Here is a 24,172-nt window from a genome sequence, read left to right as displayed (position 1 = left end):
GAGCACCCACATGAGCTTCGGCGCCGATGAAGAAATCCTTCAGGATTTCCTTGTAGAGGCCGGCGAAATTTTAGAGCAGTTGTCCGAGCAACTGGTCGAGCTGGAAAGCCGACCGGATGATGCGAACCTGCTCAATGCAATTTTTCGCGGTTTTCACACTGTAAAAGGGGGCGCCGGCTTCCTCCAGCTCCATGAGCTGGTGGAGTGCTGCCACATCGCCGAGAACGTGTTCGACATCCTGCGCAAGGGTGAGCGTCACGTTGATTCGGAGTTGATGGACGTGATTCTCGAAGCACTGGATGCGGTCAACGGCATGTTCAGCGAGGTGCGTGAGCGTGCCCCGATCACGGCGGCGACCCCGGAACTGCTGGCCGCCCTGGCGCGCTATGCGGAGCCTGCCGACACGTCGGCCGCACCGGTGGTTGAAGCCGCGCCGGAGCCTGTGGTTGAGGCCGAACCGGATGTGACCGACAGCGAGTTCGAGCAGCTGCTCAACTCCCTCAGTGCCGTCAAGGCCGAGGCGCAAGCACCGGCCGCGCCGGTCGCCGCACCGACCAGCGAAGACATCACCGACGCTGAGTTCGAATCGCTGCTCGACCAGTTGCATGGCAAAGGCCAGTTTGCGGCTGACGCCGTGGCACCCGCCGCTGCGGCTGCGGATGCACCGGCGGCCAGCGCCAGCACCGATATTACCGACGATGAGTTCGAGGCATTGCTCGACCAACTGCATGGCAAGGGCACCTTCGCGGCCGACGCCTTGCCGGAAGTCGCCGCCACGGCTGCGGCACCGGCTGCTGCCAGTGCCGCTCCTGCGGGCGATGGGCTGATCTCCGATCACGAGTTCGAATCCCTGCTGGACGAATTGCACGGCAAGGGCAAGTTCAGTGAAGTGGCCCCGGCCGCTGCGGTTGCGACAGCTGCACCGGCCGCCGCCAAGGCCGCTGCGCCTGCTCCAGCCGCCAAGCCAGCACCGGCTCCGGCCGCCGCACCTGCTCCGGCGCGCGCCGCCCCGGCACCGGCAGCCGAGAAGCCTGCCAGTGAAGCCGAGACCACCGTGCGGGTGGATACCGCGCGCCTGGACGACATCATGAACATGGTCGGCGAACTGGTACTGGTGCGTAACCGCCTGGTGCGCCTGGGCCTGAGCAGCGGCGATGAAGCCATGCAAAAGGCCGTGTCGAACCTCGACGTGGTGACCGCCGACCTGCAGACCGCCGTGATGAAAACGCGGATGCAGCCGATCAAGAAAGTCTTCGGGCGCTTCCCGCGCCTGGTTCGCGACCTCGCGCGTCAGCTGAAGAAAGAAATCAACCTGGAACTGGTGGGCGAAGAAACCGACCTCGACAAGAACCTGGTCGAGGCCCTGGCCGACCCGCTGGTCCACTTGGTGCGCAACGCCGTGGACCACGGCGTGGAAACCCCGGAAGAGCGCGAAGCCTCGGGCAAGTCGCGCAACGGCAAGGTGATCCTGGCCGCCGAGCAAGAGGGCGACCACATCCTGCTGTCGATCACTGACGACGGCAAAGGCATGGACCCGACCATATTGCGCAACATCGCGGTCAAGCGCGGCGTGATGGACAAGGACGCCGCCGACCGCCTGACCGACACCGAGTGCTACAACCTGATCTTCGCCCCGGGCTTCTCGACCAAGACCGAGATTTCCGACGTGTCCGGCCGTGGCGTCGGCATGGACGTGGTGAAGACCAAGATCAGCCAGCTCAACGGCTCGATCAACATCTACTCGACCAAGGGCCAGGGCTCCAAGATCGTCATCAAGGTGCCGTTGACCCTGGCGATCATGCCGACCCTGATGGTGATGCTGGGCAACCAGGCGTTCGCCTTCCCGCTGGTCAACGTCAACGAAATCTTCCACCTCGACCTGTCGCGCACCAACGTGGTGGACGGCCAGGAAGTGGTGATCGTGCGCGACAAGGCATTGCCCCTGTTCTACCTCAAGCGCTGGCTGGTGGCATCGGCCAAGCATGAAGAGCAGCGCGAAGGCCATGTGGTGATTCTCTCCGTGGGCACCCAGCGCATCGGCTTTGTCGTCGACCAACTGGTTGGCCAGGAAGAAGTGGTCATCAAGCCTTTGGGCAAGATGCTGCAGGGAACCCCGGGCATGTCGGGTGCGACCATCACCGGTGACGGTCGGATCGCGCTGATTCTCGATGTTCCGAGCATGCTCAAGCGTTACGCCGCTCGGCGTATTTGATTCTGGTGGGGCAGGGCGGTAGTGCCCGCCCCGCCTAACGGAGTGTTTATGGCAGTCAAGGTCCTGGTGGTGGACGATTCGGGTTTCTTCCGCCGCCGCGTCTCGGAAATTCTTTCCGCCGATCCAACGATCCAGGTGGTCGGCACGGCCACCAACGGCAAAGAGGCGATTGATCAAGCCATTGCGTTGAAACCGGACGTGATCACCATGGACTACGAGATGCCGATGATGGATGGCATCACGGCAGTCCGGCACATCATGCAACGCTGCCCGACCCCGGTCCTGATGTTTTCCTCGCTGACGCACGAAGGCGCCCGGGTCACCCTGGATGCGCTGGACGCCGGCGCGGTGGACTTCCTGCCGAAGAATTTCGAAGACATCTCGCGCAACCCCGAGAAGGTCAAGCAGATGCTCTGCGAGAAAGTGCACAGCATTTCGCGCAGTAACCGTCGCAGCCTGTTCAGCGCGCCTGCGCCAACCGCTGCGCCAGCACCGGCTCCAGCGGCACCGACATCGTCGTTTGCGCGCCCTGCGCCTGCGCCGGTGGCACGGCCTGCGGTGGCACCCGCTCGCACGGCGGCGCCTGCGTCTTCGCATTCGCCCGCACCCAAGCGCAAGGCCTACAAGCTGGTCGCCATCGGCACCTCCACCGGCGGCCCGGTTGCGCTGCAACGCGTATTGACCCAATTGCCGGCCAACTTCCCGGCGCCGATCGTATTGATCCAGCACATGCCGGCGGCGTTCACCAAGGCGTTCGCCGAGCGCCTGGACAAGCTGTGCCGCATCAGCGTCAAGGAAGCCGAGGATGGCGACATCCTGCGCCCTGGCCTGGCGCTGCTGGCCCCCGGTGGCAAGCAGATGATGGTCGACGGCCGTGGCGCGATCAAAATCCTGCCGGGCGACGAACGTCTGAATTACAAGCCATGCGTGGACATCACCTTCGGTTCGGCAGCCAAGTCCTACGGTGACAAAGTTCTGGCGGTGGTGCTCACCGGCATGGGCGCCGACGGCCGTGAAGGTGCGCGCCTGCTCAAGCAAGGCGGCAGTGCCATCTGGGCCCAGGACGAAGCCAGCTGCGTGATCTATGGCATGCCCATGGCCATCGTCAAGGCGGACCTGGCCGACGCCGTCTACAGCCTGGACGACATCGGCAAGCATCTGGTGGAGGCCTGCCTCTGATGGATGTACTGAGCCTGATCGGCATCATCATGGCGTTTGTCGCGATCATCGGCGGCAACTACCTCGAGGGCGGGCACCTCGGCGCCCTGGCCAACGGCCCGGCGGCGCTGATCGTGATCGGCGGCACCGTGGGCGCGGCGTTGTTGCAATCGCCCATGAGCTCGTTCAAGCGCGCCATGCAGATTCTGATATGGATCATTTTCCCGCCACGCGTGGACCTGCCCGGTGGCATCGACCGCGTGGTCAACTGGAGCCTCACCGCGCGCAAGGAAGGTCTGCTGGGCCTGGAAGGCGTGGCCGATGCCGAGCCCGACAGCTACGCGCGCAAAGGCCTGCAATTGCTGGTGGACGGTGCCGAGCCGGAAGCGATCCGCAGCATTCTGGAAGTGGATTTCTACACCCAGGAAAGCCGCGATATCAACGCCGCCAAAGTCTACGAAAGCATGGGCGGCTACGCGCCGACCATCGGCATCATCGGTGCGGTGATGGGCCTGATCCACGTGATGGGCAACCTGGCCGACCCCTCGCAACTGGGCAGCGGCATTGCCGTGGCGTTTGTCGCCACCATCTACGGCGTGGCCAGTGCCAACCTGGTGCTGTTACCGGTGGCCAGCAAACTCAAGTCGATTGCCATGCGCCAGTCGCGTTATCGCGAGATGCTGCTCGAAGGCATCCTGTCGATCGCCGAGGGCGAGAACCCGCGTTCCATCGAATTGAAGCTCCAGGGCTTCATGGATTGATGACCATGAGTATCTACTTGTGGCGAGCGAGCTTGCTCGCGTTGGGGCGCGAAGCGGCCCTGATCCAGGCACCGTGTTTTTTCAGAAAGATTGCGGTGCCGGGTTTTGGGGCTGCTCCGCAGCCCAACGCGAGCAAGCTCGCTCGCCACAATGAACCGGTTGGCAGTGAGTACTGTGTGCAGGGAGGTAATTGCCTGTGAGCCGTCGCCGTCGCGAGCCTGAAGAACACGTCAACCACGAGCGGTGGCTGGTGTCCTATGCGGACTTCATCACCCTGCTGTTCGCGTTTTTCGTGGTGATGTACTCCATCTCGTCGATCAACGAAGGCAAGTACAAAGTCATTTCCCAGGCGCTGATCGGCGTGTTCAACGATGCCGACCGTGCGCTCAAGCCGATCCCTATTGGTGAAGAACGGCCCAAGACCGTGACCCCGGCCAAGCCGCTGGTCAACGACAGCGATGAAACCGCCGCCGGCGTGGGCGGCACCAGCGACCCGCTGAAAAGCATCGCCGACGACATCAGTGCCGCGTTTGGCGACTTGATCAGCTCCAACCAGATGACGGTGCGCGGCAACGAGTTGTGGGTGGAGATCGAGTTGAACTCCAGCCTGCTGTTCGCCAGCGCCGATGCGATGCCCAGCGACCAGGCATTCACCATCATCGACAAAGTGGCGGCGATCCTCAAACCGTTCGAGAACCCGATCCACGTCGAAGGCTTCACTGACAACGTTCCGATCAGCACCGCGCAGTACCCGACCAACTGGGAGCTGTCGTCGGCACGAGCGGCGAGCATCGTCAGGATGCTGGCGATGCAGGGCGTCAACCCTGGACGCCTGGCGTCGGTGGGCTACGGTGAGTTCCAACCGGTGGCCAACAACGCCACGGCGCAAGGCCGCGCGCGTAACCGTCGGGTGGTGCTGGTGGTCTCGCGCAACCTGGATGTGCGCCGCAGCCTGACCGGCACCGGCACCGCCAATGCAACACCGGATGCGGCCTTGAAGCGGGCTGGCACACAAACTGCACCGGCCCCGGTAAAACCGCCGGTTCGACAGAGTGCCGTCAATTCTCCGTCGCTGGCTCAATAACCCCATGCAATGTCTCGGTCGCGCCTGTGCCTGCCGGGAGGAACCAACCGAATGAGAGTCTGGGCAGTTGCCAATCAAAAAGGTGGAGTCGGCAAGACCACCACCTCCATCGCCTTAGCCGGCTTGCTGGCCGAGGCGGGCAAGCGTGTGGTCGTGGTGGACCTGGACCCTCACGGCTCCATGACCAGCTATTTCGGCTACGACCCGGATGCGCTGGAACACAGCAACTACGACCTGTTCCTGCACAAGGGCAGTGTGCCGGCCGATCTGCCCGGGCAACTGTTGTTGCCCACCAGTAACGAAAGCATTTCGCTGCTGCCGTCCAGCACCGCGCTGGCCACCCTGGAGCGCCAGTCGCCGGGGCAGAGCGGCCTGGGCCTGGTGATCGCCAAGACCCTGGCGCAACTGTGGCAGGACTTCGACTACGCGATCATCGACAGCCCGCCGTTGCTCGGCGTGCTGATGGTCAACGCCCTGGCGGCCAGCCAGCAACTGGTGATCCCGGTGCAGACCGAGCATTTGGCCGTCAAAGGCCTGGAGCGCATGGTCAGCACCCTGGCGATGATCAACCGCTCGCGCAAACAGGCGCTGCCGTTCAGTATCGTGCCGACCCTGTTCGACCGCCGCACCCAGGCGTCCCTCGGCACCCTGCGCGTATTGCGCGATGCCTACCCTGACACCATCTGGAACGGCTATATCCCGGTGGACACGCGCCTGCGTGACGCCAGCCGCGCCGGCCTGGCGCCGTCGCAGTTCGACCCGAAAAGCCGTGGCGTACTGGCCTACCGCGCGTTGCTCAAACACCTGCTGTCCCAGCAGCTTGTGGCGCAGGTGGCGTGATGAACCGTCCCGTCGAACTCAAGACCCGGCCGCAACTGGCACTGGAATCCTACCTGGATGCCCTGCTGCAGGACGCGACCGAGGAAGCCATGCCGGAACCGATCCTGGTACTGGAGCCTGCTGTCGAGCCAGAAGCCGTGCTGGATGAATTCCAGTTGGCGGTGTTGGAAGAACAAGCCCGGGATGCGCAGGTCGTGGTGCCGATTATGCCGGCCGTGGCGATCCCGGCAGTGGTCGAGCCGGTGGTGGAAGTGCACCTGCCGCCGAGCATCACACCGCCGCCGGTCACCGGTGATGATCGCCCGAGCTGGGCCGCCGAGCCGTTCGAATGCCTGTTGTTCGACGTCGCCGGCTTGACGCTGGCGGTGCCGCTGGTGTGCCTGGGCTCGATCTATTCCCTGGAAGGTCAGGAACTGACGCCGCTGTTCGGGCAGCCGGAGTGGTTCCTCGGCATCCTGCCGAGCCAGGCCGGCAACCTGAAGGTGCTGGATACCGCGCGCTGGGTCATGCCCGATCGCTACCGCGACGACTTCCGCCAGGGCTTGCAATACGTGATCTCGGTGCAGGGCTACGAGTGGGGGCTGGCGGTGCATCAAGTCAGCCGCTCGTTGCGCCTGGACCCGAACGAAATCAAATGGCGCAGCCACCGGGGCCAACGGCCTTGGCTGGCGGGCACCGTGATCGAACACATGTGCGCGTTGCTCGACGTCGCCGAACTGGCCGAGTTGATCGCCAGTGGTGCCGTCAAAACGATGCCGGTTACTAAACGCAGTTGATTGAACAATAAGGTCCACGCTGGTGCGTGGCCAATCTTGAAGGGGTCAGGGGTATGAACAAGTCAGCGTCCGCACAAGGTTTGGATGATCCGATCCTGCAATGGGTAACCTTCAAACTGGACAACGAGTCCTACGGCATTAACGTGATGCGCGTGCAGGAAGTGCTGCGCTACACCGAAATCGCCCCGGTACCGGGTGCGCCGAGCTACGTGCTGGGCATCATCAACCTGCGCGGCAACGTGGTGACGGTGATCGACACCCGCCAGCGTTTCGGCCTGGTACCGACCGAGGTCAACGACAACACGCGTATCGTCATCATCGAGGCCGACAAGCAAGTGGTCGGGATCATGGTCGACAGCGTGGCCGAAGTGGTCTACCTGCGCCAATCGGAAGTGGAAACCGCGCCGAACGTGGGTAACGAAGAATCCGCCAAGTTCATCCAGGGCGTGTGCAACAAGAACGGCGAACTGCTGATTCTGGTTGAGCTGGACAAGATGATGAGCGAAGAAGAGTGGTCGGAACTGGAGAGTATCTGATTGTTCCTTGAGGCTGCGGTGATCGTCCTGGCCCTGTTGTGGGCCGGGACGTTGGCATTTCTGCTGCGCCATGTGAGCCAGCAGCGCGAACTGTTGTTGCAACAGGCCGAGCGTGATGCGGTGCGTGACCGCCGCATCCTGGAGTTGGTCAAGCGGGTCGATCATTACCAGCAGAGTGCGGTGAGGGTGGGGGATGAGGTGCACGAATTGCGCGCCATTCTTGCACCGTTGCCGGACAAGCTGGCGCAGATCGAGCAACGCGACCCTTCGAGCCTTTCGTTTGCCCAGGCGGCGAAGCTGGTGGGCATGGGGGCTACGGTGGATGAATTGACGCAGTCTTGCGGCTTGACCCAGGCTGAGGCGCAGTTGATGAGCAAGCTGCACAAGAGCTGATGTCTGGTCGTACCGCCATCAACTTGCAGGGGGCTGAGCCCTTCTACAACAAAACAGTACAAAAACGAATTGTTGGCAAATTCGCTGAGATACCCTAAAAGCCTTGAAGTAGAGCCTTCAAGAAAAAAATGAAGGTGTCCAGGGCGGTCTTTTTTTGCGAAATGTGTCACAGGGCCATACACCCTGATGGCACTTTTATGTCTTTGTGGTGACCAACCTGCGCATGTAGGAAGTTTCACTCACAAGGATGCGAAATGTCTTTCGACGCTTTACCTAGAACAAAACCCTCTGTTTTGCTGCAGTCTTGTGTCGCCACCTGCTCCCTTGTCGGTTTGCTTGCCAGTGCAGCGACACTGGCCGCTGAGCCTCAAGCGCCTGCCCAGCAATTGCTCCTGCAACAACAACGTGAACGTGCCCAGCGCGAGCAGTTGGAACCGTCCCCCGACGTCCGTCTCGAAACTCCGCAAGACAGCTCCGGCACTCTGCGTCTGCCGCGCAACGAAACGCCGTGCTTCAAGATCGACCGTGTGGTCCTTGGCGGCGACCAGTCCGAAGATTTCCAGTGGGCCTTGCGTGCCGCCAACCCGAGCGACGATCCGGTGCAGGGGCAATGCGTCGGCTCCGCCGGGATCAACCTGACGATGAAGCGCATCCAGAACGCGATCATCGCCAAGGGCTTCATCACCACTCGCGTCCTCGCCCAGCCCCAGGACTTGAACCAGGGCACGCTGGCGCTGGTGCTGGTGCCCGGACGCATCAAGCACATCCGTTTTGCACCGGGCACCTCCACGCGCGCCAACTATTGGAACGCCATGCCCGCGTCGCCTGGCGATGTGCTCAACCTGCGCGACATCGAACAGGCGCTGGAAAACTTCAAACGCGTGCCCACCGCCGAAGCCGATGTGCAGATCACGCCAGCCGAGGGCGCGGATGCACAGCCGGGGGAGAGTGATGTCGTGATTGCCTGGAAGCAGGCGATTCCAGTACGCGTAAGCCTGTCGGTGGATGACTCCGGCAGCAAGCAGACCGGTAAGTATCAGGGCAACGTCGCTCTGTCGCTGGATAACCTGGCGACCCTCAATGACCTGTTCTACATCAGTTTCAACCACGACCTGGGCGGCGGTCAGAGCGGTGACCGTGGTTCGAAAGGCCACACCGTGCACTACTCGGTGCCCTACGACTATTGGCAACTGAGCCTGACGTCCAGCGAGTATGACTACCACCAGACGATTGCCGGGGTGAACCAGGCCTATTCCTACAGTGGCCGCAGCCGGACCAACGAGGTGCAGCTGTCACGGGTGATCTACCGCGACGCGGTGCGCAAGACCACTGTGTCGGTTGGTGGCTGGAGTCGTACGTCCAGCAACTACATCGAAGACACCGAAATCGAACTGCAACGTCGCCGCATGGCCGGTTGGCAGGCCGGGATCAATCACCGTGAATTCATCGGCGCCAACACCCTCGACCTCGGTGTCGGTTATCGCCGTGGCACCGGTGCCCGTGATGCGCTGCGTGCGCCTGAAGAGGAAAACGGCGAAGGCACCTCGCGTTCGCAGATCATCACCGCCAACGCGCAATTGCAGGTGCCGTTCACCCTGTCGGATCAACGTCTGCGTTACGTCGCTGGCTGGCGCGGGCAGTGGAACCGTACACCGTTGATCCCCCAGGACCGCTTTTCAATTGGCGGGCGCTACACCGTGCGCGGCTTCGACGGCGAGCAGATCCTGTCGGCCGAACGCGGCTGGACGTTCAGCAACGACCTGGGCCTGAGCCTGGCCAACACCGGCCAGGAACTGTACCTGGGCGTGGATTACGGCGAAGTCGGCGGGCATTCCACCCAGTACCTTTCGGGCCGGCGCCTGGCTGGTGCGGTGGTGGGCCTGCGCGGGGGCTACAAACAATTTTCCTATGACATTTACACCGGCAAACCCCTGGAAAAACCCAAGGGCTTCCAGACCGCCGACGTGACCAGTGGCTTCAGCGCCAACTGGTCGTTTTGAAGGAGCCCAGCATGCATCACGACACCTTGGAGGTGCTTGCTCCCGAGCGCGCCGACAGCGCCATCGACGAAGCCCAGGTGCTGGGCTCGGCGGTGTGGCTGTGGATGCACTCGGCGGCCCATCGCGATGCGCCGTTGCACAGCCTGTCGACCTTGTTGTTGCCGGCGATCAAGCGGCGCCAGTTCATCTTGATCAGTGAAGCCGGGCAGCCGGTGTTTTTCATGTCGTGGTTGAACCTCAGTGCCGAGGCCGAGGCGCGCTATCTGCGCGAACCTGCGGTGTGCCTGCCGGCGGCGGACTGGGACAGTGGCGACCGCCTGTGGATCAACGACTGGGTCGCGCCGTTTGGTCACACCCGGCGCGTCAGCAGTTTGCTGCGCCGTCGCCTGTGGCCTGGAAGGATCTTCCGTGCGCTGTACCACAAGGGCGAAGAACGCGGTTTGCGCGTCATCGATTTCCAGGGCATCGCCGTGCTCGACCTGGAGGCGCAAGCCTGGTTTGCCAGCCACCCGTTACCTCTTCACGCGCTCTGATCAGCCACCGCGCAAGGGATTTGCATGAATAAGCAGCTATATCGAATTGTGTTTAACAAGGCTCGCGGCCTGTTGATGGTCGTGGCGGAAAACGTCAAGAGTGCCAGCAAGGCACCCGGCACCACGGGTAGCGTTGGCCGGGCCGGCGGTGCCGTGGCCACACTCACGCCCTTGCGCTTTGCGCTGATGGTGGGCATGGGCTGGGTTGCGCTGGTCATGCCGGCCCAGGCCCAGGTTGTGGCTGACGGTTCGGCCCCCGCAGGCCAACGCCCGAGCATCGGCGCGGCGGGCAACGGGGCGCCTGTGGTCAACATCACCACGCCAAGCGGGGCAGGCGTATCGCGCAACACTTACCAGCAGTTCGACGTCGACAAGCGCGGCGTGATCCTCAATAACGCCGTCACCAACAGCCAGACCCAACTGGGCGGCTGGGTCGAAGGCAACCGCGCGCTGGCCAACGGCAGCGCACGGGTGATTCTCAACGAGGTCAATTCGAGCAACCCCAGCCAGTTGCGCGGTTTTGTCGAAGTGGCGGGTTCCAAGGCCCAGGTAGTGATTGCCAACCCCTCCGGAATCGCCTGCGATGGCTGCGGTTTTATCAACGCTGACCGCGCGACGCTGACTACCGGGCGGGCGCAGTTCGAGAACGGTTTGATTACCGGCTATCAAGTCTCTGGGGGCAAGGTCAGCATCGGCGGCGCGGGCCTTGACGCCACTCGCGCCGACTACACCGAGATCATCGCGCGCACGGTCGAAGTGAACGCGGGCATCTGGTCCAAAGACTTGACTATCAAGACCGGCGCAGCAGGCCAGAACCCGGCCGACGCCCCCGCCGTGGCCATCGACGTGGCACAGTTGGGGGGCATGTACGCCGGCAAGATCACCCTGGTAGGCACCGGCGCTGGTGTCGGTGTACGCAATGCCGGGCAGATTGGTTCCAGTGCCGGTGAAGTGGTCATCGGCAGCGATGGGCGTATCGAGAACCAGGGCCAGATCAGCAGCGCCACGCACCTGACCGCTCAGGCCGACAAAGGCATCGATAACAACGGCACGCTGTTCGCCCAGGGTAACCTGGCCTTGGAGACGGCGGGCAATATCGACAACAAGGGCATCGTGTCTGCCCAGGGCGATACCCGCCTGAGCGCCAAAGGAGCGAATTCGGCGATTCGCAGCGATGCCGGCTCTGCACTTGCCGCAGGTGTAGACAGCACGGGTAAATTGGGCAGCAGCGGTTCGCTGACCCTGACGGCGGCCGGCACCCTCACGGCCAAGGGCCAGAACCTGGCGGCGCAAACCATGAAGGCCACTGCCGCCCAGGTCGACCTGAGTGACAGCCAGACATCGGCTGGCACGGTCGAACTGAACAGCACCGCTGGCCATCTGGACCTGCGCCGCAGCCACGTCACCGCCGCTCAATCGCTGACGGCCAATGTCAGTCAAACCTTGTTCAGCGATGCTGCACAGGTGGGCGCGGCGCAAATCGGCATCGTCGCCATGGATATGTCCAACGTCGCCGGTAAGTGGGTGCAGACCGGCAAGGCGGGCATGCGGGTGACCCTCGCGCGCAATCTGGACAACCATGGCGGCATCCTGTCCAGCGGTGGTCGCCTTGATGTGAGCGCCAAGACCCTGGGCAACGCGGATGGCCTGGTGCAGTCCGGTGATGGCGGTGACCTGTACATAACGGCACAGGATGCGCTGGATAACAGCAACGGCAAGCTGGTGACCGCCGCGAATCTATCCCTCAACGGCGGCAACCTCGATAACCAGCGCGGGCAGGTCACGGCGGGCGGTGTGCTGGATATCAACGCCGCACAATTGAACAACGCCAAGGGCACCGTCGCCGCCGTCCAAACCCTGACAGTCAGGGCCAACAGCCTGTTGAACCAGGGCGGCACCCTGGGCTCGGTGGCGGGCGACCTGATCCTCGACAGCGATGCTGCCGTGCTCGATAACCGTGGCGGCCGCCTTGAGGCCGCCAAAGCCTTGACCCTCAACGCACAAGGTTTGAACAACACAGGCGGCGTCATCACGGGGGCCCAACTGCTGCTGGATACGCAAGGCCAGCGACTGGACAACGCCCAGGGCACCCTTGACGCCAGCGATACGCTGACACTCGATAGTGGTGTACTGAACAACGACGGCGGCATCGTGCAAGCCAAGTCGAACCTGTGGGTGGATACCCATGGCCAGCAACTCAGCAACCGCAATTCCGGTAGCACCGGCGGCATTCTTGGGCAGCGTGACGTCACGGTGCGTACCGGCCAGTTGATCAATGATCAAGGGTTTATCGGCAGCGCTGGCAGTCTGGCTGTTGACGCCGGACAGGTGAGCAACCAGTCGGGTCTGTTGCGTGCCGATGGTCATCTGTTGCTGACTGCCGCCAGTGCGGATAACCGTTCGACCCAGGGGGCCAACCAGGGCATCAAGGGCCTGGGCGTCGAGATGAACGTCGATACCCTCGATAACCGTGGCGGCTCGCTGGTTGCCGATGCTGCGTTGAGCATCACGGGCAGCGGTGCGCTGGATAACGACCAGGGCATTATCTCGGCCGGCAGCGTGCTGAGCGTGACTGACCGCGACCTTGCGCAGAAGCGCCAGGCCTTGAATAACGGCACGGGCACGCTGATTGCGGGCCAGTCGCTGCAGGTCGACAGCGCCAGCTACAGTGGCAGCGGTAAAGCCCTGAGCCTGAGAGACCTGGCGTTCAAGCTGAGCCATGATTTCGTCAACACCGGCCTGTTCCAGGCCAATGGCAACCTGTCTGTAGAAACGGCTGGGCTTTTGACCAACCAGGGTAGTTTCCAGGCGGGCGATGGGTTGCGGCTCAACGCCAGCGCACTCGACAACACCGCCAGCGGTTCGATCAGTGCCCGCCGGGTCCGGGTCAATGCGCTCAATCAACTCGACAACCGCGGCCTGATCGACGGCGAGGCCACGCGCCTGAGCGCCGCGAACCTGAACAACCTCGGCACGGGGCGTATATACGGTGATCACTTGTCGATTGCCGCCACCAACGTCACGAACAGCGTGGAAGGTTCGACGGCAGCCACCATCGCCGCACGCAACCGCCTGGATATCGCCAGCCAGACTCTCGATAACCGTGAGCACGGCTTGATCTTCAGTGCCGGCGACCTGGTGATCGGTAGCACACTGGATGTCGATGACCACGCCACCGGCCAGGCCCAGGCGCTGAGCAATGCCAGCGCCACGATTGAAGCGCTGGGCAGCCTGAGTGCCAATGCCCGGCTCATCAGCAACACCAATGAACATTTCGCCACCGAGCGGGTACTCGTCTCCAATGAGGCACTGCAGGAATACCAACTGTCGGGCTCGACCAACCGCTATACGCCTTCGCAGATCTCGACCTACAAGGATGAGGTGCAGTACCTGGTGACCCCGGAGGGGCGCAAGGATCGTTGGAACTTCTATAACTACGACCGCGCGGTGACCGAGACCCGGATCGTCAGTTCCGACCCTGGGCAAATGCTCGCGGGTGGCGCCATCAACCTGACTGCCGACCACCTGCTCAACGACAAAAGCCGGATCATCGCCGGCCAGGCCCTGACGGCCAGTGTGGGCCGCGTGGACAACACCGAAGTGACCGGCGAACGGATCACCACCGACAGTGGCACCCTGGCCAACTTCTATCGCATCCAACGCAAGGGGCGTGATCGCCAGGGGACCAGCGTCACGGCTTATAAGCCTGCGCCCTTGATCGAGCAGATCGCCCTCAAACCGACGGTATTTACCGAATACGCGACCATCAATGGCAGCGGCACGCAGGTGGGTGCGCGGGTAATGGCCAACGTCGGCGATACCACCCGCGGTACCGGTGAGCTTGCCGGTGCGGGCAGAACCCACACCGTCAGCCCGATCAGCCAGGTGCAGGCATTGACCCAACAGAACGGTGCAGGCGCGGTGGAGCAGATCCGTACCGGCGGGTTCAACCCCGACCTGCCGGACAGCAGTCTGTTCCGCACCAACCCCAACAGTACGGCTGGCTATCTGGTGGAGACGGATCCGCGTTTTACCAATTACGGTCGGTGGTTGTCGTCGGACTATATGCTCGACCGCCTGAACCTTGATCCGGCCGCCACCCAGCAACGTTTGGGCGACGGCTTCTACGAGCAGAAGCTGATCCGCGAACAAGTCGCGCAACTCACCGGGCGCCGGTTTGTCGATGGTTACGCCAGCGACGAAGCGCAATATCGCGGCATGATCGACAACGCCGTCACCCTGGCCGAGCAGTGGAAACTGATCCCGGGCGTGGCGCTGACCGCCGGGCAAATGGCGCAGTTGACCAGCGACATCGTGTGGCTGGTGTCCAGGGACGTCACCCTGGCCAGCGGCGAAGTGCGCCAGGTGCTGGTGCCGCAAGTGTATGTGCGGGTTCGCGAAGGCGATGTGGACGGCTCGGGCGCGTTGATGGCCGGGCGCACCTTGAATCTGGATGTGCGCGGTGACCTGGTCAACTCGGGCAGCCTGGCCGGGCGCGACGGTGTGACCATCAGCGTGCAGAACCTCAACAATCTCGGCGGCCGCATCCAGGGCAACGATGTGTCGCTCAATGCCAGCCAGGACCTGAACAACATCGGCGGCCTGATCAGCGCCAACAGTCGCCTGGCGTTGAGCGCCGGCAATGACATCAACGTGCGCTCGATCACCACCGACAGCGCCAGCGAGCAGGGCACCCGCACCGCGTTGTCGCGGGTGGCCGGGCTGTACGTGTCGGCCCCGGCGGCGAACCTGATTGCCACGGCGGGCAATGACATCAACCTGCAAGCGGCTCAGGTCAGCAACACCGGCGTGGGCGGCAAGACCGCGCTGGTGGCGGGCAACGACGTCACCTTGAGCACCGTGAAAGAGTCCTACACCCAGGCCAACCAATGGGACGGCGACAACTGGCGCAAGGAAGCCGGGCGCAATGAGGTCGGCAGTTCGGTGCAGGCCAACGGCGATATCCGCCTGGGCGCCGGGCGTGACGTGCAGGCACGCGGTGCGCTGGTCAACAGTGACGCGGGCGCGGTGTCGGTCAGCGCGGTGCGCGACATCAACGTCGAGGCCGGCGAGCGCTTCAACAGTGCGGACGAGGCGCACAAGGTCAAGGGCAGCAACGGCCTGTTCTCCAGCAAGACCACCACCACCCGCGATACGGTCGCCCAGACCACCGCGCAAGGCTCGACCTTCAGCGGCGAGCAAGCGGTGGTGCAGGCGGGCAACAACATCACCCTCACCGGCAGCAACGTGGTCTCGACCTCGGGCACGGCGCTGGTGGCGGGCAATGACATCAAGGTATTGGCGGGTACCGAGACGCTCGACGAGAAACACACCAAGGACGTGAAGACCAGCGGCATGTTCAGCGGCGGCGCGATTGCCGTCACCATCGGCTCGCAGCAGCAGACCAACAAGGACAGCAGCCAGCAGACCACGGCCGCCGCCAGCAGCGTCGGGTCCACCGACGGCAATGTGCTGATCAGCGCGGGCGGCGAATACCGCCAGGTTGGCAGCAATGTGAGTGCGCCCAAGGGTGATGTGTCGATTGACGCATCCGAGGTCAATATCCTCGAAGCGCGCAACCTCGCCGCGCAGCAGCAGGAGCAGCGCTTCAAGCAGACCGGCGTGAGCCTGACCCTGACCAACCCGGTCGTGAACGCGGTGCAAACCGGCCAGCGCATGAACAAGGCCGCCGAGCGCACCGACGACAAGCGCATGAAAACCCTCGCCGCGCTGAACACCGCGTGGGCCGCCAGCGAAGCGCATACCCAGGTGATGGCCGACCCGGCAGCGGCGGGCGGGATCAACTTGAGCATCGCCCTGGGCATGAACAAGAGCGAGAACAAAAGCGAGCAGACTTCCAACACAGCGGCCGGCTCGACGGTGGCGGCGGGGCACGATGTGTCGATTGTGGCTACCGGCGGCAAGCGCAACAACGACCTGACCGTGCAGGGCAGCCAGATCACTGCCGGCAACGATGCGTTGCTCAAGGCCGACGGCAATATCCTGTTGGCGGGTGCGCAGAACACCATCGAGCAGCACAGCACCAATAAGAGCGTGAACGGCAGCCTGGGGATTGGTATCTCTTTCGGCAGCGAGAAAAACGGCCTGAGTTTCAACGCTTCAGCCTCCCAGAGCCGCGGCAATGCCGATGGCAACGACCTGGTGTGGAGCAACACCCACGTGACAGCAGGCAACCAGGCCAGCCTGATCTCCGGCAAGGACACCACCCTGCGCGGAGCGGTGGTCTCGGCCGACAAGGTCAAGGCCGATGTCGGCGGCGACCTGAACATCGAGAGCCTGCAAGACACCAGCACATTTGCCTCCAAACAGAAGAGCATGAGTGCCGGCATCAGCATCTGCATCCCGCCGGTGTGCGCGGGTGCGGCGACGGCCAGCTTCAGCTCCAGCAATACCCAGCAGAAGTCCAACTTCGCCAGCGTCATCGAGCAATCGGGCATCCGCGCCGGCGACGGTGGATTCGACCTCAACGTGCGTGGCAACACCGACCTCAAGGGCGGCGTGATCGCCAGTTCCGACAAGGCCATTACCGACGGCAAGAACAACCTGACCACCGGCACATTGACCGTGGCCGACATCCATAACGTGTCCGAAGCCAGCGTCAAGACTTCCGGGGTGGAACTCAATTCGGACATGCTCGACGGCAAGCTCGGCACGGCCAAGGCGCTGCTCGCCAACAGCCTCGCCAACGGCTCGGACTCCGATTCCGACTCCAGCGACACCCGCAGCGCGATCAGCGCTGGCACCCTGGTCATCACCAATGCCGAGCGCCAGCGCGTGGTGGCGGGCATGAGCGTCGACCAGACGATTGCCAACCTCAACCGCAATACCGAGGCTGCCCATGCTGCCGTGGAGCGCCTGGACGTGGCGGAGATGGGGCGCAAGGTCGAGGCAGAGCAGGAGATCAAGCGTGAGTTCTACAACCAGGTGTCGCTGCTGGCGGATGAGGCGTATCGCAAGATCTTTATCGAGAAGGCGCGGGTGTATGAGGTCTTGAAGGACGAGAATGGCAAGGCACTGCTGCTCGATGGCAAGAAGGTTCAGTACCGCGAGTTGAGCGACGAAGAAAAGCAGCACCTCAAGCCTGGCCCGGACGGCAAGGTACATATCGCCAACAACGGCATTTTCAACGACGCCGACGGTGCCGCCAAATATGCCGAGCAACACAGTTCGGCCGACACTGGGCCGCAGTATCTGATCCATTTCGAGAAGGCCAACAACTTCACGTCGGAGTTGATGATCGCGGCGTATCAGAAGAACCTGGAAAACGATTTCTGGGGCCTGTCCAACGCGACGGTGCAGACCAAGGAATACATGGTCCAGTTCGGTCAGAGCGGGTTGCATATCGACGGGCATAGCCGTGGCACCATGACCACGGGCAATGCCATGGAGTCGTTGGTACGTGATCAAGCGAACGTTGGGCTGTTGGGTGATACATCGATGAACTTCTTCGGGGCGGCGTATGGGGTGAATAAGGCCGATACGCTATTGGGGATATTGCAGGACCGTACAAAAATCACCTCGGCGGAACAGCGCGACGGGTTGATCTTGCAGTATCAGAACCATGACTTCGACCCCGTTGCCCGCACACCGGGCGTAGGGTTCAACCCGGGGACTGGCGGCAACATTCCCGATGGCAGTAATCGCTTGTGGGAGTGGTTAAAGGTATTTGGTGCTGAGAACACCGTGCATAACTGCTACGCCAATGGCGGAGAAGCGTGCCGCAAATACTGGAGCCACTCCCCCACGGGCAAGCCAGAGTTCGTCAAGGTCCCGCAATCATGAGGAATCCGAATATGTTCAAGATTACCGTTATGTTGAGTCTGTGCCTTTTGGCACTCGGCGCGTGTACGCCCTTCCAGCCTCCGCCTGGGTCCTACACCCAATGGAAAAAGAAGGGGGTCTCCCAGCAGGGCGTCGACGAAGCAATGCGTGCTTGCGGGTACACCAACCTTGATGGTGTGGGAGACAAGTCGCCAATTGATGTGGTGCTGACGCGCTTCTACTGCATGAAGGATGCAGGTTTTACCCGCAAGGACAATCTGGACCTGTGCAAGGAAGGCCGCATCGGCGAATCGCCGGTGTGCGAAGGCCGCCGCTAATCCATCACTAAAAGGAACCAAGGAATGATCGATCTACGCAAAGGACTGTACGGCGCCGCATTGGTGCTGGCGGCAACCACCCTGGGCGGTTGCGCCTCGTCGGCCGCCGTCACTGGCGAGCCTGGGGTGAATATGGGCGACAGCTACCAGCAGGTGCTCGCCGTGGTCAGCCGCAACAACACTGTGACCAAGCAGGTCGATGGCCAGGGCTTTCGCGCCGAGGGTTATTCGGCGATGTTCAAGGACTGCCGCGTCAAGTACTTCCTGTTCCAGGACGCTGATGGCTTGCAGCGCGTGAGCTACGAGCCGGCGCCGCACCTGTCGGTCAAGCAGAATTGCCGCCAGCCGTAAACACCCCCGATGCGAAAGGATGGCTGATGAAAAGGTTAATGGTGATACCTGTTGTGTTGCTGGCCCTGGGCGGTTGCGGCCAGGTGGCGAACATCCGTTCGCTGTCCACCGGCTACGTGCCGCCGCAAAGCGGTGAGACCGCCCGGGTGCGTGTCGTCACCGACGGCCTGGTACGCGCGGTGCCGGGGCGTGACTGCCTGGACTGGAACGTGCCGGGCGCCGGGGTGATGGCCTCGGTGAAAGCCGGTTTCCCCGATCACAACGGCGAAAATCTCGGCATGCCCGGGCCGATCTACTCGTGGGCCGGGGCGGTTACGTCCGAATTGGTGGTGCCGGCGGGTAAACCAATCGCGTTCCATTACCTGGGGCGGTTGCAATACTCCCGCCAGTGCGCCAAGACCATGACTTTTGTGCCCAAGCCCGGGCGCGACTACATGGTGCAGGCATCGATGTCGGCGGATTGTTCGTTCCTGCTCGACGAGTTGCCGGCGGACGGCAGGCAATGGGTGCGGATCGAGCCGACGCCGGTGGGCAAAGTCTCGATGTGCAACGCGATGGACAATTTCTAGGGCGGCCAATTAATTTACGTTACCCATGGCTTTTTTTCGGCTGCCAAAGGTCCACATCCTTCATGCACCTTTGAATCCAGGAGTAAGCCCGCTATGACCAGCCCCAAGGCACTGTTGATCCTCCACGGCAAGCAAGCCCTCAACGAGGACGTGCGCGCTGCCGTGAAGGCCCGGCGCGAGCAGGGTGGGGAGTTGGCAGTACGGGTCACCTGGGAAGGCGGCGACGCCCAGCGCCTGGTCAACGAAGCCCTGGCTGACGGCTACACCCACATTATCGCCGGTGGCGGCGATGGCACCCTGCGCGATGTAGCCGAAGCCATGGCCCAGGCCAAGACCGACGCCAGCCTGGTGCTGATGCCCCTGGGCACCGCCAACGATTTCGCCAAGGCTGCCGGCGTGCCGTTGGAGCCTGACCAGGCCCTGGCGCTGCTGGACGTGCCACCCAGGGCCATAGACCTGGGCCAGGTCGGTGGGCAGATCTTCCTCAATATGGCCACCGGCGGTTTCGGCAGCCAGGTCACCGCCAACACCTCCGAAGATTTGAAAAAAGTCCTGGGTGGCGCCGCCTACCTGTTCACCGGTTTGACGCGGTTCAGCGAGTTGAAGGCTGCCTACGCCGAGCTGGATGGCCCTGATTTTCATTGGAAAGGCGAGTTGCTCGCGCTGGGCATTGGCAACGGTCGCCAGGCAGGCGGTGGGCATGAGCTATGCCCAGGCGCCATGGCCGACGATGGCCTGCTGGACGTCAGCATCCTGCCGGCGCCCCAGGAAGTGGTTGGCACCTTGCGAGAGTTGATGAACAACGGCTGGGGCCTGGACACCATGTTCGTCCGGGCGCGCCTGCCGTGGGTGAACATCAAGGTTGCACAGGGCCTGTATATCAACCTGGATGGCGAGCCGCTGCAGGGCGATGACCTGCACTTCCAGGCCTTGCCCAAGGCCTTGCGCGTGCACTTGCCGGTGGGGTCGCCGCTAGTCGTCCAGGCTGATGATCTGCTCGCGCACCGCGAATAGCACCAGGCCGGCCACGTCGAAAATCTGCAGGCGCTTCATGATTTGCGAGCGGTGGGCTTCCACGGTCTTGATGCTCAGGCCCAGGCCGTGGGCGATTTCCCGGGTGGACTTGCCGCGCACGATCAGGCGCAGGATTTCCAACTGCCGCGCCGTGAGGTTGTGGCTGTGGCCGGCGGGAGTGGTGGGCCCCTGGCTGCGCACCAGCGCCTGGTTGATCACGGTGTGGGCGATCGCCGGGCTCAGGTAGCGCTCGTTGTTGCGCAAGGCCAGCAGCGCGTGTTCCAACTCGTTGGCGGTGGTGTCCTTGAGCAGGTAGCCATGGGCGCCGGACTCCAGCGCGCACATGATCAGTTCCGGGTCGGTGTGCATCGACAGGATCAGCACTTTGCTCTTGGGGTAGGCGCGCTTGAGCTGCTGCAAGGCGTCCAGGCCGCCGGTGTGCTTCATCGACAGGTCCAGCAGCACGATATCCGGCAGCAGGGCGCTGAACTGCTCCAGCAACTGCTCGCCATCGCTGGCTTCGCCGATCACCGTGTAGCCGGGAATGTCCTGGACCAGCGCGCGTACGCCGGCCCGGATCAGTGCATGGTCATCCACCAGGAGTAATTTGCAGCTCACTCGAGAACCTTAGGGGAACTGGCCCGTTCGAGGGCGCGGGGCGCCCAGGGGAAAAGCGCTTCGATCCGTGTCCCTTTGCCTGGCTGGCTGCTGACGGACAACGTACCGCCAAGCTGATCTATCCGCTCGGACATGCCGGCCATGCCCCGTTGGCCTTCCAGGCCGGGATTGACGGCCGGTGAAAACCCCTGGCCGTCATCGCGGATAGTCAGCGACAGGCCTTCGGGCAAACGTTGCAGGCGTACCAGCAGGTTCTGCGCCTGGGCGTGGCGCAGCATGTTGGTCACCGCTTCCTGGGTGATGCGGAAGGCCGCCACCGCCATTTCTTCCGGGATTCCGGTCAGCCGTTGCTGGCATTCCAGGCTCCAGTGAATCGGCGTGTTTTCCAGGGTCTTGAGCAGGTGCGCGCGCAGGCTGGCTTCCAGGCCCAGGCTGGCCAGCTGACGAGGGTTGAGGATGGCGGAAACGTCACGCACCTTGGCCAGGGTTTCGTTCAGGGTGTTGCACAGCACCGTGCATTGGCTTTGCAGGTCGTCGGGCAGGCGACGCTTGAGCCATTCGCTTTGCAGCTTGGCCGCAGTGAGCAGTTGGCCGATATCGTCGTGCAGTTCACGGCTGAGGCGATGGCGTTCGTTTTCCTGTACCTGCAACAGGCGATCGGCCAGTTCCTGGGGCTGGAACTTGATGGACTTGCGTGAACGCCATTGTTGCAGGCCGACCACTACGAGAGTGGCCAGATTAAGCACAATCACCAGCAACGGCAGCGGTTCTGAACTGGCATAGGCCCACAGGCTCAGCAGCAGCGAGCCAAGGCACAGGGCGAGGATCAAGCGGCGTGCATTGCTGCGGGACGCGGATCTTGCGATGAGTGTCTTGAGGCTGGCGTACATAGCGGATGGAGCCAATGAGGGTGCGCTGCGGGAAGCCCGGTCACTGGGGCTGACGGGGCTCTGTTTGGGATGCGTTATCGAATCGTTTGTATGCATGATGAAGTTGAGTCACTTCGAGCGGGGCATAGTACCACCACTATTACCGTTGGTCGCCTGGTGCCGTGCCTTACCGGATTATTGACCGCGCAAATACTCCGGGCGGTATTCCCAGAGTTCATGAAGTGGGGAGTTATATTATTTCTGTTTGGTTGTATCGTTATTACCGTTAATAGCTAATTGATATCTTCGTGTGCGCGGTTCAATTCCAGCCAATTAATAGCCGTGTCGTTTTTGGATAACTTCAGGTTCGAATACGACTTGGTATCCATTCAAGAGGCGTGGTGTACACGCTGCTGCGGTTTATAAGTGAAATCCTTCTGCGGGATCTGAAGCGTGACGGTTGCAATCAATGTCGCCTGCTCACTCTCGTCCATACTCAGTTCGCCGGTGCGCACATCGATCAATTCCAGTTGCCACGCGAGCAACGTCAGGCACGCGTGCAGTGCATCCAACGCCTGGTCATGCAGTTGCATCGGGCTTGCCGCATTGGCGATCACGTACTGGATATGCCGGGAGAATTCGCTGATCACCTGCAGGGCCAGGCTGTCGGCCTTTTCGGCGAGTGTGGCCAGGCTGGCCTTCATGCAGTCGATGGCATCGCTGTCGTCACGAATCAGATGCAGATGGTTTAGGCACTCTTGCGACTTGGCCAGCAGCGTTTCTGCTTCAAGCAGGAACTCGGGAAGTGTGGTCTGCCATTCATTTGCGCTGTTCATCATACAAGTCTCCACAACATGAGGTCGGGTGATGAGATGTCGCACCGGGTGAATGGCTTAAAAATAGCGCCGAAATATGACTGGGACCTGTAGGTGGCTTCTGAGTTTTTAGTAGGACGTTTATTAGAGTGACGGCAACGGCTGTGCGCTGCCCTCATGAGCGGGGTCAATTGCGTACCTTCGATTGCCGACATCTGTATGTCTGGAAGGCCCGTGGGCCGAGGGCTTGGGATGGCAAACAAAAGCCTGACTCCATTCATGCATTGAGAATGGCGTCACATTAATGGCTATTAGATATTGCGAATATCAGGTTGGGCCTGATTGCGTGTAGGGGAATCCCTTACATAGCGGAACCTTGCGTCGAATTGAATGTCGCGCAACGTCGCTTTATTGCCATACGGAGAGGCCAGCGCAGTAAAGCATGATGTCAGTGTGACATCAATGAATTTACGTGGCATTTTACAGGGGTCAAGGTCTGGCACTCGCCGCCGATAACCCACGTTATGTGAACCGCACAAATTCCTTAGCGCATCAGGAGCTTTTAATGGCCGGCATTCTCGACACGGTAGATCAACGCACGCAACTGGTGGGTGAGAATCGCCTGGAGATCCTCATGTTCCGCCTGGCGGGGCGCCAACTGTTCGCGATCAACGTGTTCAAGGTGCAGGAAGTGCTGCAACTGCCCAAGTTGACCCTGATGCCCCAGCGCCACCCGTTTGTATGCGGCGTGGTCAACCTGCGTGGCCAGACCCTGCCGGTGATCGACCTGTCCCAGGCCATCGGCATGCGCCCGCTGGTGCCGGGCCCCAACAGCACCATCATCGTCACTGAGTACAACCGCTCGGTGCAGGCCTTCCTGGTGGGCGGTGTGGACCGCATCGTCAACATGAACTGGGAGGCCATCCTGCCGCCACCGACCAGTGCCGGGCGCCAGCATTACCTCACCGCCATCAGCAAGGTCGACGACCAGTTGGTGGAAATCATCGATGTGGAAAAAGTCCTGGCCGAGATCGTGCCGTACAACGCCAAGGTTTCCCGCGAGAAACTCGAAGACCCGGTGCTGGAGCGTGCCCGTGGCCGCGAAGTGCTGCTGGTGGATGATTCCAACGTAGCCCTGTCTCAATTGCGCGACACCCTCGGCCAGTTGGGCGTGAAGATGCACATCGCCAGTGACGGCCTCAAGGCCTTGAACATGCTCAAGGCCTGGGCCGACGCCGGGAATGTGATGACCGACAAGTTGCTGATGATCTTTACCGACGCCGAAATGCCCGAGATGGACGGTTATCGTCTCACCACCGAGATCCGCAATGACCCGCGTTTGCGCAGTCTTTACGTGGTATTGCACACCTCGCTGTCGGGCAGCTTCAACGAGTCGATGGTGAAGAAGGTCGGCTGCGACAATTTCCTGTCCAAGTTCCAGCCCGACAAGCTGGTGGACGTGGTCCGTCAGCGTCTGATGCTGGACGAAGTGCCTGCTTGACCTTAGGGTTATGGCTTTGCCC

General features: G+C 62.2%; 19 protein-coding genes. 16 read left to right on the top strand and 3 right to left on the bottom strand.

Annotated features, from left to right (window positions below; all coding sequences use genetic code 11):
• Positions 1 to 10: 10 nt before the first annotated feature.
• The 15 genes from BFN10_RS11585 to yegS all read left to right on the top strand — a co-directional run bounded on the left by BFN10_RS11585 (position 11) and on the right by yegS (position 20,347).
• Positions 11 to 2,212, top strand: coding sequence for a chemotaxis protein CheA (locus BFN10_RS11585; RefSeq protein ID WP_071489814.1), 2,202 nt, complete (start codon positions 11 to 13; stop codon positions 2,210 to 2,212).
• A gap of 48 nt (positions 2,213 to 2,260) precedes the next feature.
• Positions 2,261 to 3,391 (top strand): protein-glutamate methylesterase/protein-glutamine glutaminase, encoded by a 1,131-nt coding sequence (locus BFN10_RS11580; protein ID WP_071489813.1) that lies wholly within the window; start codon positions 2,261 to 2,263, stop codon positions 3,389 to 3,391.
• Complete coding sequence (locus BFN10_RS11575) at positions 3,391 to 4,131, top strand: flagellar motor protein (protein WP_033900785.1); 741 nt, start codon at positions 3,391 to 3,393, stop codon at positions 4,129 to 4,131. The genes BFN10_RS11580 and BFN10_RS11575 overlap by 1 nt, the downstream gene beginning before the upstream one ends.
• Before the next feature lie 196 nt (positions 4,132 to 4,327).
• The gene (gene motD, locus BFN10_RS11565) at positions 4,328 to 5,215 is read left to right on the top strand and encodes a flagellar motor protein MotD (protein WP_071489811.1); all 888 of its coding nucleotides are present in this window, start codon (positions 4,328 to 4,330) and stop codon (positions 5,213 to 5,215) included.
• 51 nt (positions 5,216 to 5,266) lie between these two features.
• The gene (locus tag BFN10_RS11560) at positions 5,267 to 6,055 is read left to right on the top strand and encodes a ParA family protein (RefSeq protein WP_016976611.1); all 789 of its coding nucleotides are present in this window, start codon (positions 5,267 to 5,269) and stop codon (positions 6,053 to 6,055) included.
• Positions 6,055 to 6,831, top strand: a complete 777-nt coding sequence (locus BFN10_RS11555; RefSeq protein WP_071489810.1) for a CheW domain-containing protein — start codon at positions 6,055 to 6,057, stop codon at positions 6,829 to 6,831. Before BFN10_RS11560 ends, BFN10_RS11555 begins: the two co-directional genes overlap by 1 nt.
• Before the next feature lie 53 nt (positions 6,832 to 6,884).
• Positions 6,885 to 7,367, top strand: coding sequence for a chemotaxis protein CheW (locus BFN10_RS11550; RefSeq protein ID WP_010564003.1), 483 nt, complete (start codon positions 6,885 to 6,887; stop codon positions 7,365 to 7,367).
• A complete protein-coding gene (locus BFN10_RS11545) occupies positions 7,368 to 7,760 on the top strand; it encodes a DUF2802 domain-containing protein (RefSeq protein ID WP_071489809.1) in 393 nt (130 codons plus the stop codon).
• Between the two features lie 254 nt (positions 7,761 to 8,014).
• Positions 8,015 to 9,760, top strand: a complete 1,746-nt coding sequence (locus tag BFN10_RS11540) for a ShlB/FhaC/HecB family hemolysin secretion/activation protein (protein WP_231999520.1) — start codon at positions 8,015 to 8,017, stop codon at positions 9,758 to 9,760.
• A gap of 11 nt (positions 9,761 to 9,771) precedes the next feature.
• Complete coding sequence (locus BFN10_RS11535; protein ID WP_071489807.1) at positions 9,772 to 10,293, top strand: toxin-activating lysine-acyltransferase; 522 nt, start codon at positions 9,772 to 9,774, stop codon at positions 10,291 to 10,293.
• 24 nt (positions 10,294 to 10,317) lie between these two features.
• Positions 10,318 to 18,096, top strand: coding sequence for a hemagglutinin repeat-containing protein (locus BFN10_RS11530; protein WP_071489806.1), 7,779 nt, complete (start codon positions 10,318 to 10,320; stop codon positions 18,094 to 18,096).
• A gap of 11 nt (positions 18,097 to 18,107) precedes the next feature.
• Complete coding sequence (locus BFN10_RS11525; protein ID WP_071489805.1) at positions 18,108 to 18,413, top strand: hypothetical protein; 306 nt, start codon at positions 18,108 to 18,110, stop codon at positions 18,411 to 18,413.
• A 24-nt stretch (positions 18,414 to 18,437) separates the two neighbouring features.
• On the top strand, positions 18,438 to 18,764 hold the full coding sequence (locus BFN10_RS11520; protein ID WP_071489804.1) for a hypothetical protein: 327 nt from the start codon (positions 18,438 to 18,440) through the stop codon (positions 18,762 to 18,764).
• Positions 18,765 to 18,790: 26 nt separating this feature from the next.
• Complete coding sequence (locus tag BFN10_RS11515) at positions 18,791 to 19,333, top strand: hypothetical protein (RefSeq protein ID WP_071489803.1); 543 nt, start codon at positions 18,791 to 18,793, stop codon at positions 19,331 to 19,333.
• Positions 19,334 to 19,426: 93 nt separating this feature from the next.
• Positions 19,427 to 20,347 carry a lipid kinase YegS gene (gene yegS / locus BFN10_RS11510; RefSeq protein WP_071489802.1) on the top strand — a complete coding sequence of 307 codons (921 nt, stop codon included), beginning with the start codon at positions 19,427 to 19,429 and terminating at the stop codon, positions 20,345 to 20,347.
• Here the strand turns inward: yegS and BFN10_RS11505 are convergent.
• The 3 genes from BFN10_RS11505 to BFN10_RS11495 all read right to left on the bottom strand — a co-directional run bounded on the left by BFN10_RS11505 (position 20,306) and on the right by BFN10_RS11495 (position 22,673).
• A complete protein-coding gene (locus BFN10_RS11505) occupies positions 20,306 to 20,965 on the bottom strand; it encodes a response regulator transcription factor (RefSeq protein WP_071489801.1) in 660 nt (219 codons plus the stop codon). The two genes, yegS and BFN10_RS11505, sit on opposite strands and share 42 nt — an antisense overlap.
• Positions 20,962 to 21,855, bottom strand: coding sequence for a sensor histidine kinase (locus BFN10_RS11500; protein ID WP_071489800.1), 894 nt, complete (start codon positions 21,853 to 21,855; stop codon positions 20,962 to 20,964). The genes BFN10_RS11505 and BFN10_RS11500 overlap by 4 nt, the downstream gene beginning before the upstream one ends.
• Before the next feature lie 368 nt (positions 21,856 to 22,223).
• Positions 22,224 to 22,673, bottom strand: coding sequence for a hypothetical protein (locus BFN10_RS11495; RefSeq protein ID WP_173668591.1), 450 nt, complete (start codon positions 22,671 to 22,673; stop codon positions 22,224 to 22,226).
• A 541-nt stretch (positions 22,674 to 23,214) separates the two neighbouring features.
• On the opposite strand from BFN10_RS11495, the gene BFN10_RS11490 reads away from it, so the two are divergent.
• A complete protein-coding gene (locus BFN10_RS11490; protein WP_071489799.1) occupies positions 23,215 to 24,150 on the top strand; it encodes a chemotaxis protein CheV in 936 nt (311 codons plus the stop codon).
• The last annotated feature ends 22 nt before the right edge of the window (positions 24,151 to 24,172 follow it).

The organism is Pseudomonas extremorientalis (genome assembly GCF_001870465.1).
In the GTDB taxonomy this organism is placed as follows: Bacteria; Pseudomonadota; Gammaproteobacteria; order Pseudomonadales; family Pseudomonadaceae; genus Aquipseudomonas; species Aquipseudomonas extremorientalis.
This window is presented reverse-complemented; position numbering and strand designations above follow the sequence as displayed.

Bases quoted from the DNA above. Each gene is read 5' to 3' on its own strand.
- BFN10_RS11585 (WP_071489814.1), top strand. From the start codon at position 11: ATGAGCTTCGGCGCCGATGAAGAAATCCTTCAGGATTTCCTTGTAGAG.
- BFN10_RS11580 (WP_071489813.1), top strand. From the start codon at position 2,261: ATGGCAGTCAAGGTCCTGGTGGTGGACGATTCGGGTTTCTTCCGCCGC.
- BFN10_RS11575 (WP_033900785.1), top strand. From the start codon at position 3,391: ATGGATGTACTGAGCCTGATCGGCATCATCATGGCGTTTGTCGCGATC.
- BFN10_RS11560 (WP_016976611.1), top strand. From the start codon at position 5,267: ATGAGAGTCTGGGCAGTTGCCAATCAAAAAGGTGGAGTCGGCAAGACC.
- BFN10_RS11555 (WP_071489810.1), top strand. From the start codon at position 6,055: ATGAACCGTCCCGTCGAACTCAAGACCCGGCCGCAACTGGCACTGGAA.
- BFN10_RS11550 (WP_010564003.1), top strand. From the start codon at position 6,885: ATGAACAAGTCAGCGTCCGCACAAGGTTTGGATGATCCGATCCTGCAA.
- BFN10_RS11540 (WP_231999520.1), top strand. From the start codon at position 8,015: ATGTCTTTCGACGCTTTACCTAGAACAAAACCCTCTGTTTTGCTGCAG.
- BFN10_RS11535 (WP_071489807.1), top strand. From the start codon at position 9,772: ATGCATCACGACACCTTGGAGGTGCTTGCTCCCGAGCGCGCCGACAGC.
- BFN10_RS11530 (WP_071489806.1), top strand. From the start codon at position 10,318: ATGAATAAGCAGCTATATCGAATTGTGTTTAACAAGGCTCGCGGCCTG.
- BFN10_RS11525 (WP_071489805.1), top strand. From the start codon at position 18,108: ATGTTCAAGATTACCGTTATGTTGAGTCTGTGCCTTTTGGCACTCGGC.
- BFN10_RS11520 (WP_071489804.1), top strand. From the start codon at position 18,438: ATGATCGATCTACGCAAAGGACTGTACGGCGCCGCATTGGTGCTGGCG.
- BFN10_RS11515 (WP_071489803.1), top strand. From the start codon at position 18,791: ATGAAAAGGTTAATGGTGATACCTGTTGTGTTGCTGGCCCTGGGCGGT.
- yegS (WP_071489802.1), top strand. From the start codon at position 19,427: ATGACCAGCCCCAAGGCACTGTTGATCCTCCACGGCAAGCAAGCCCTC.
- BFN10_RS11500 (WP_071489800.1), bottom strand. From the start codon at position 21,855: ATGTACGCCAGCCTCAAGACACTCATCGCAAGATCCGCGTCCCGCAGC.
- BFN10_RS11495 (WP_173668591.1), bottom strand. From the start codon at position 22,673: ATGATGAACAGCGCAAATGAATGGCAGACCACACTTCCCGAGTTCCTG.
- BFN10_RS11490 (WP_071489799.1), top strand. From the start codon at position 23,215: ATGGCCGGCATTCTCGACACGGTAGATCAACGCACGCAACTGGTGGGT.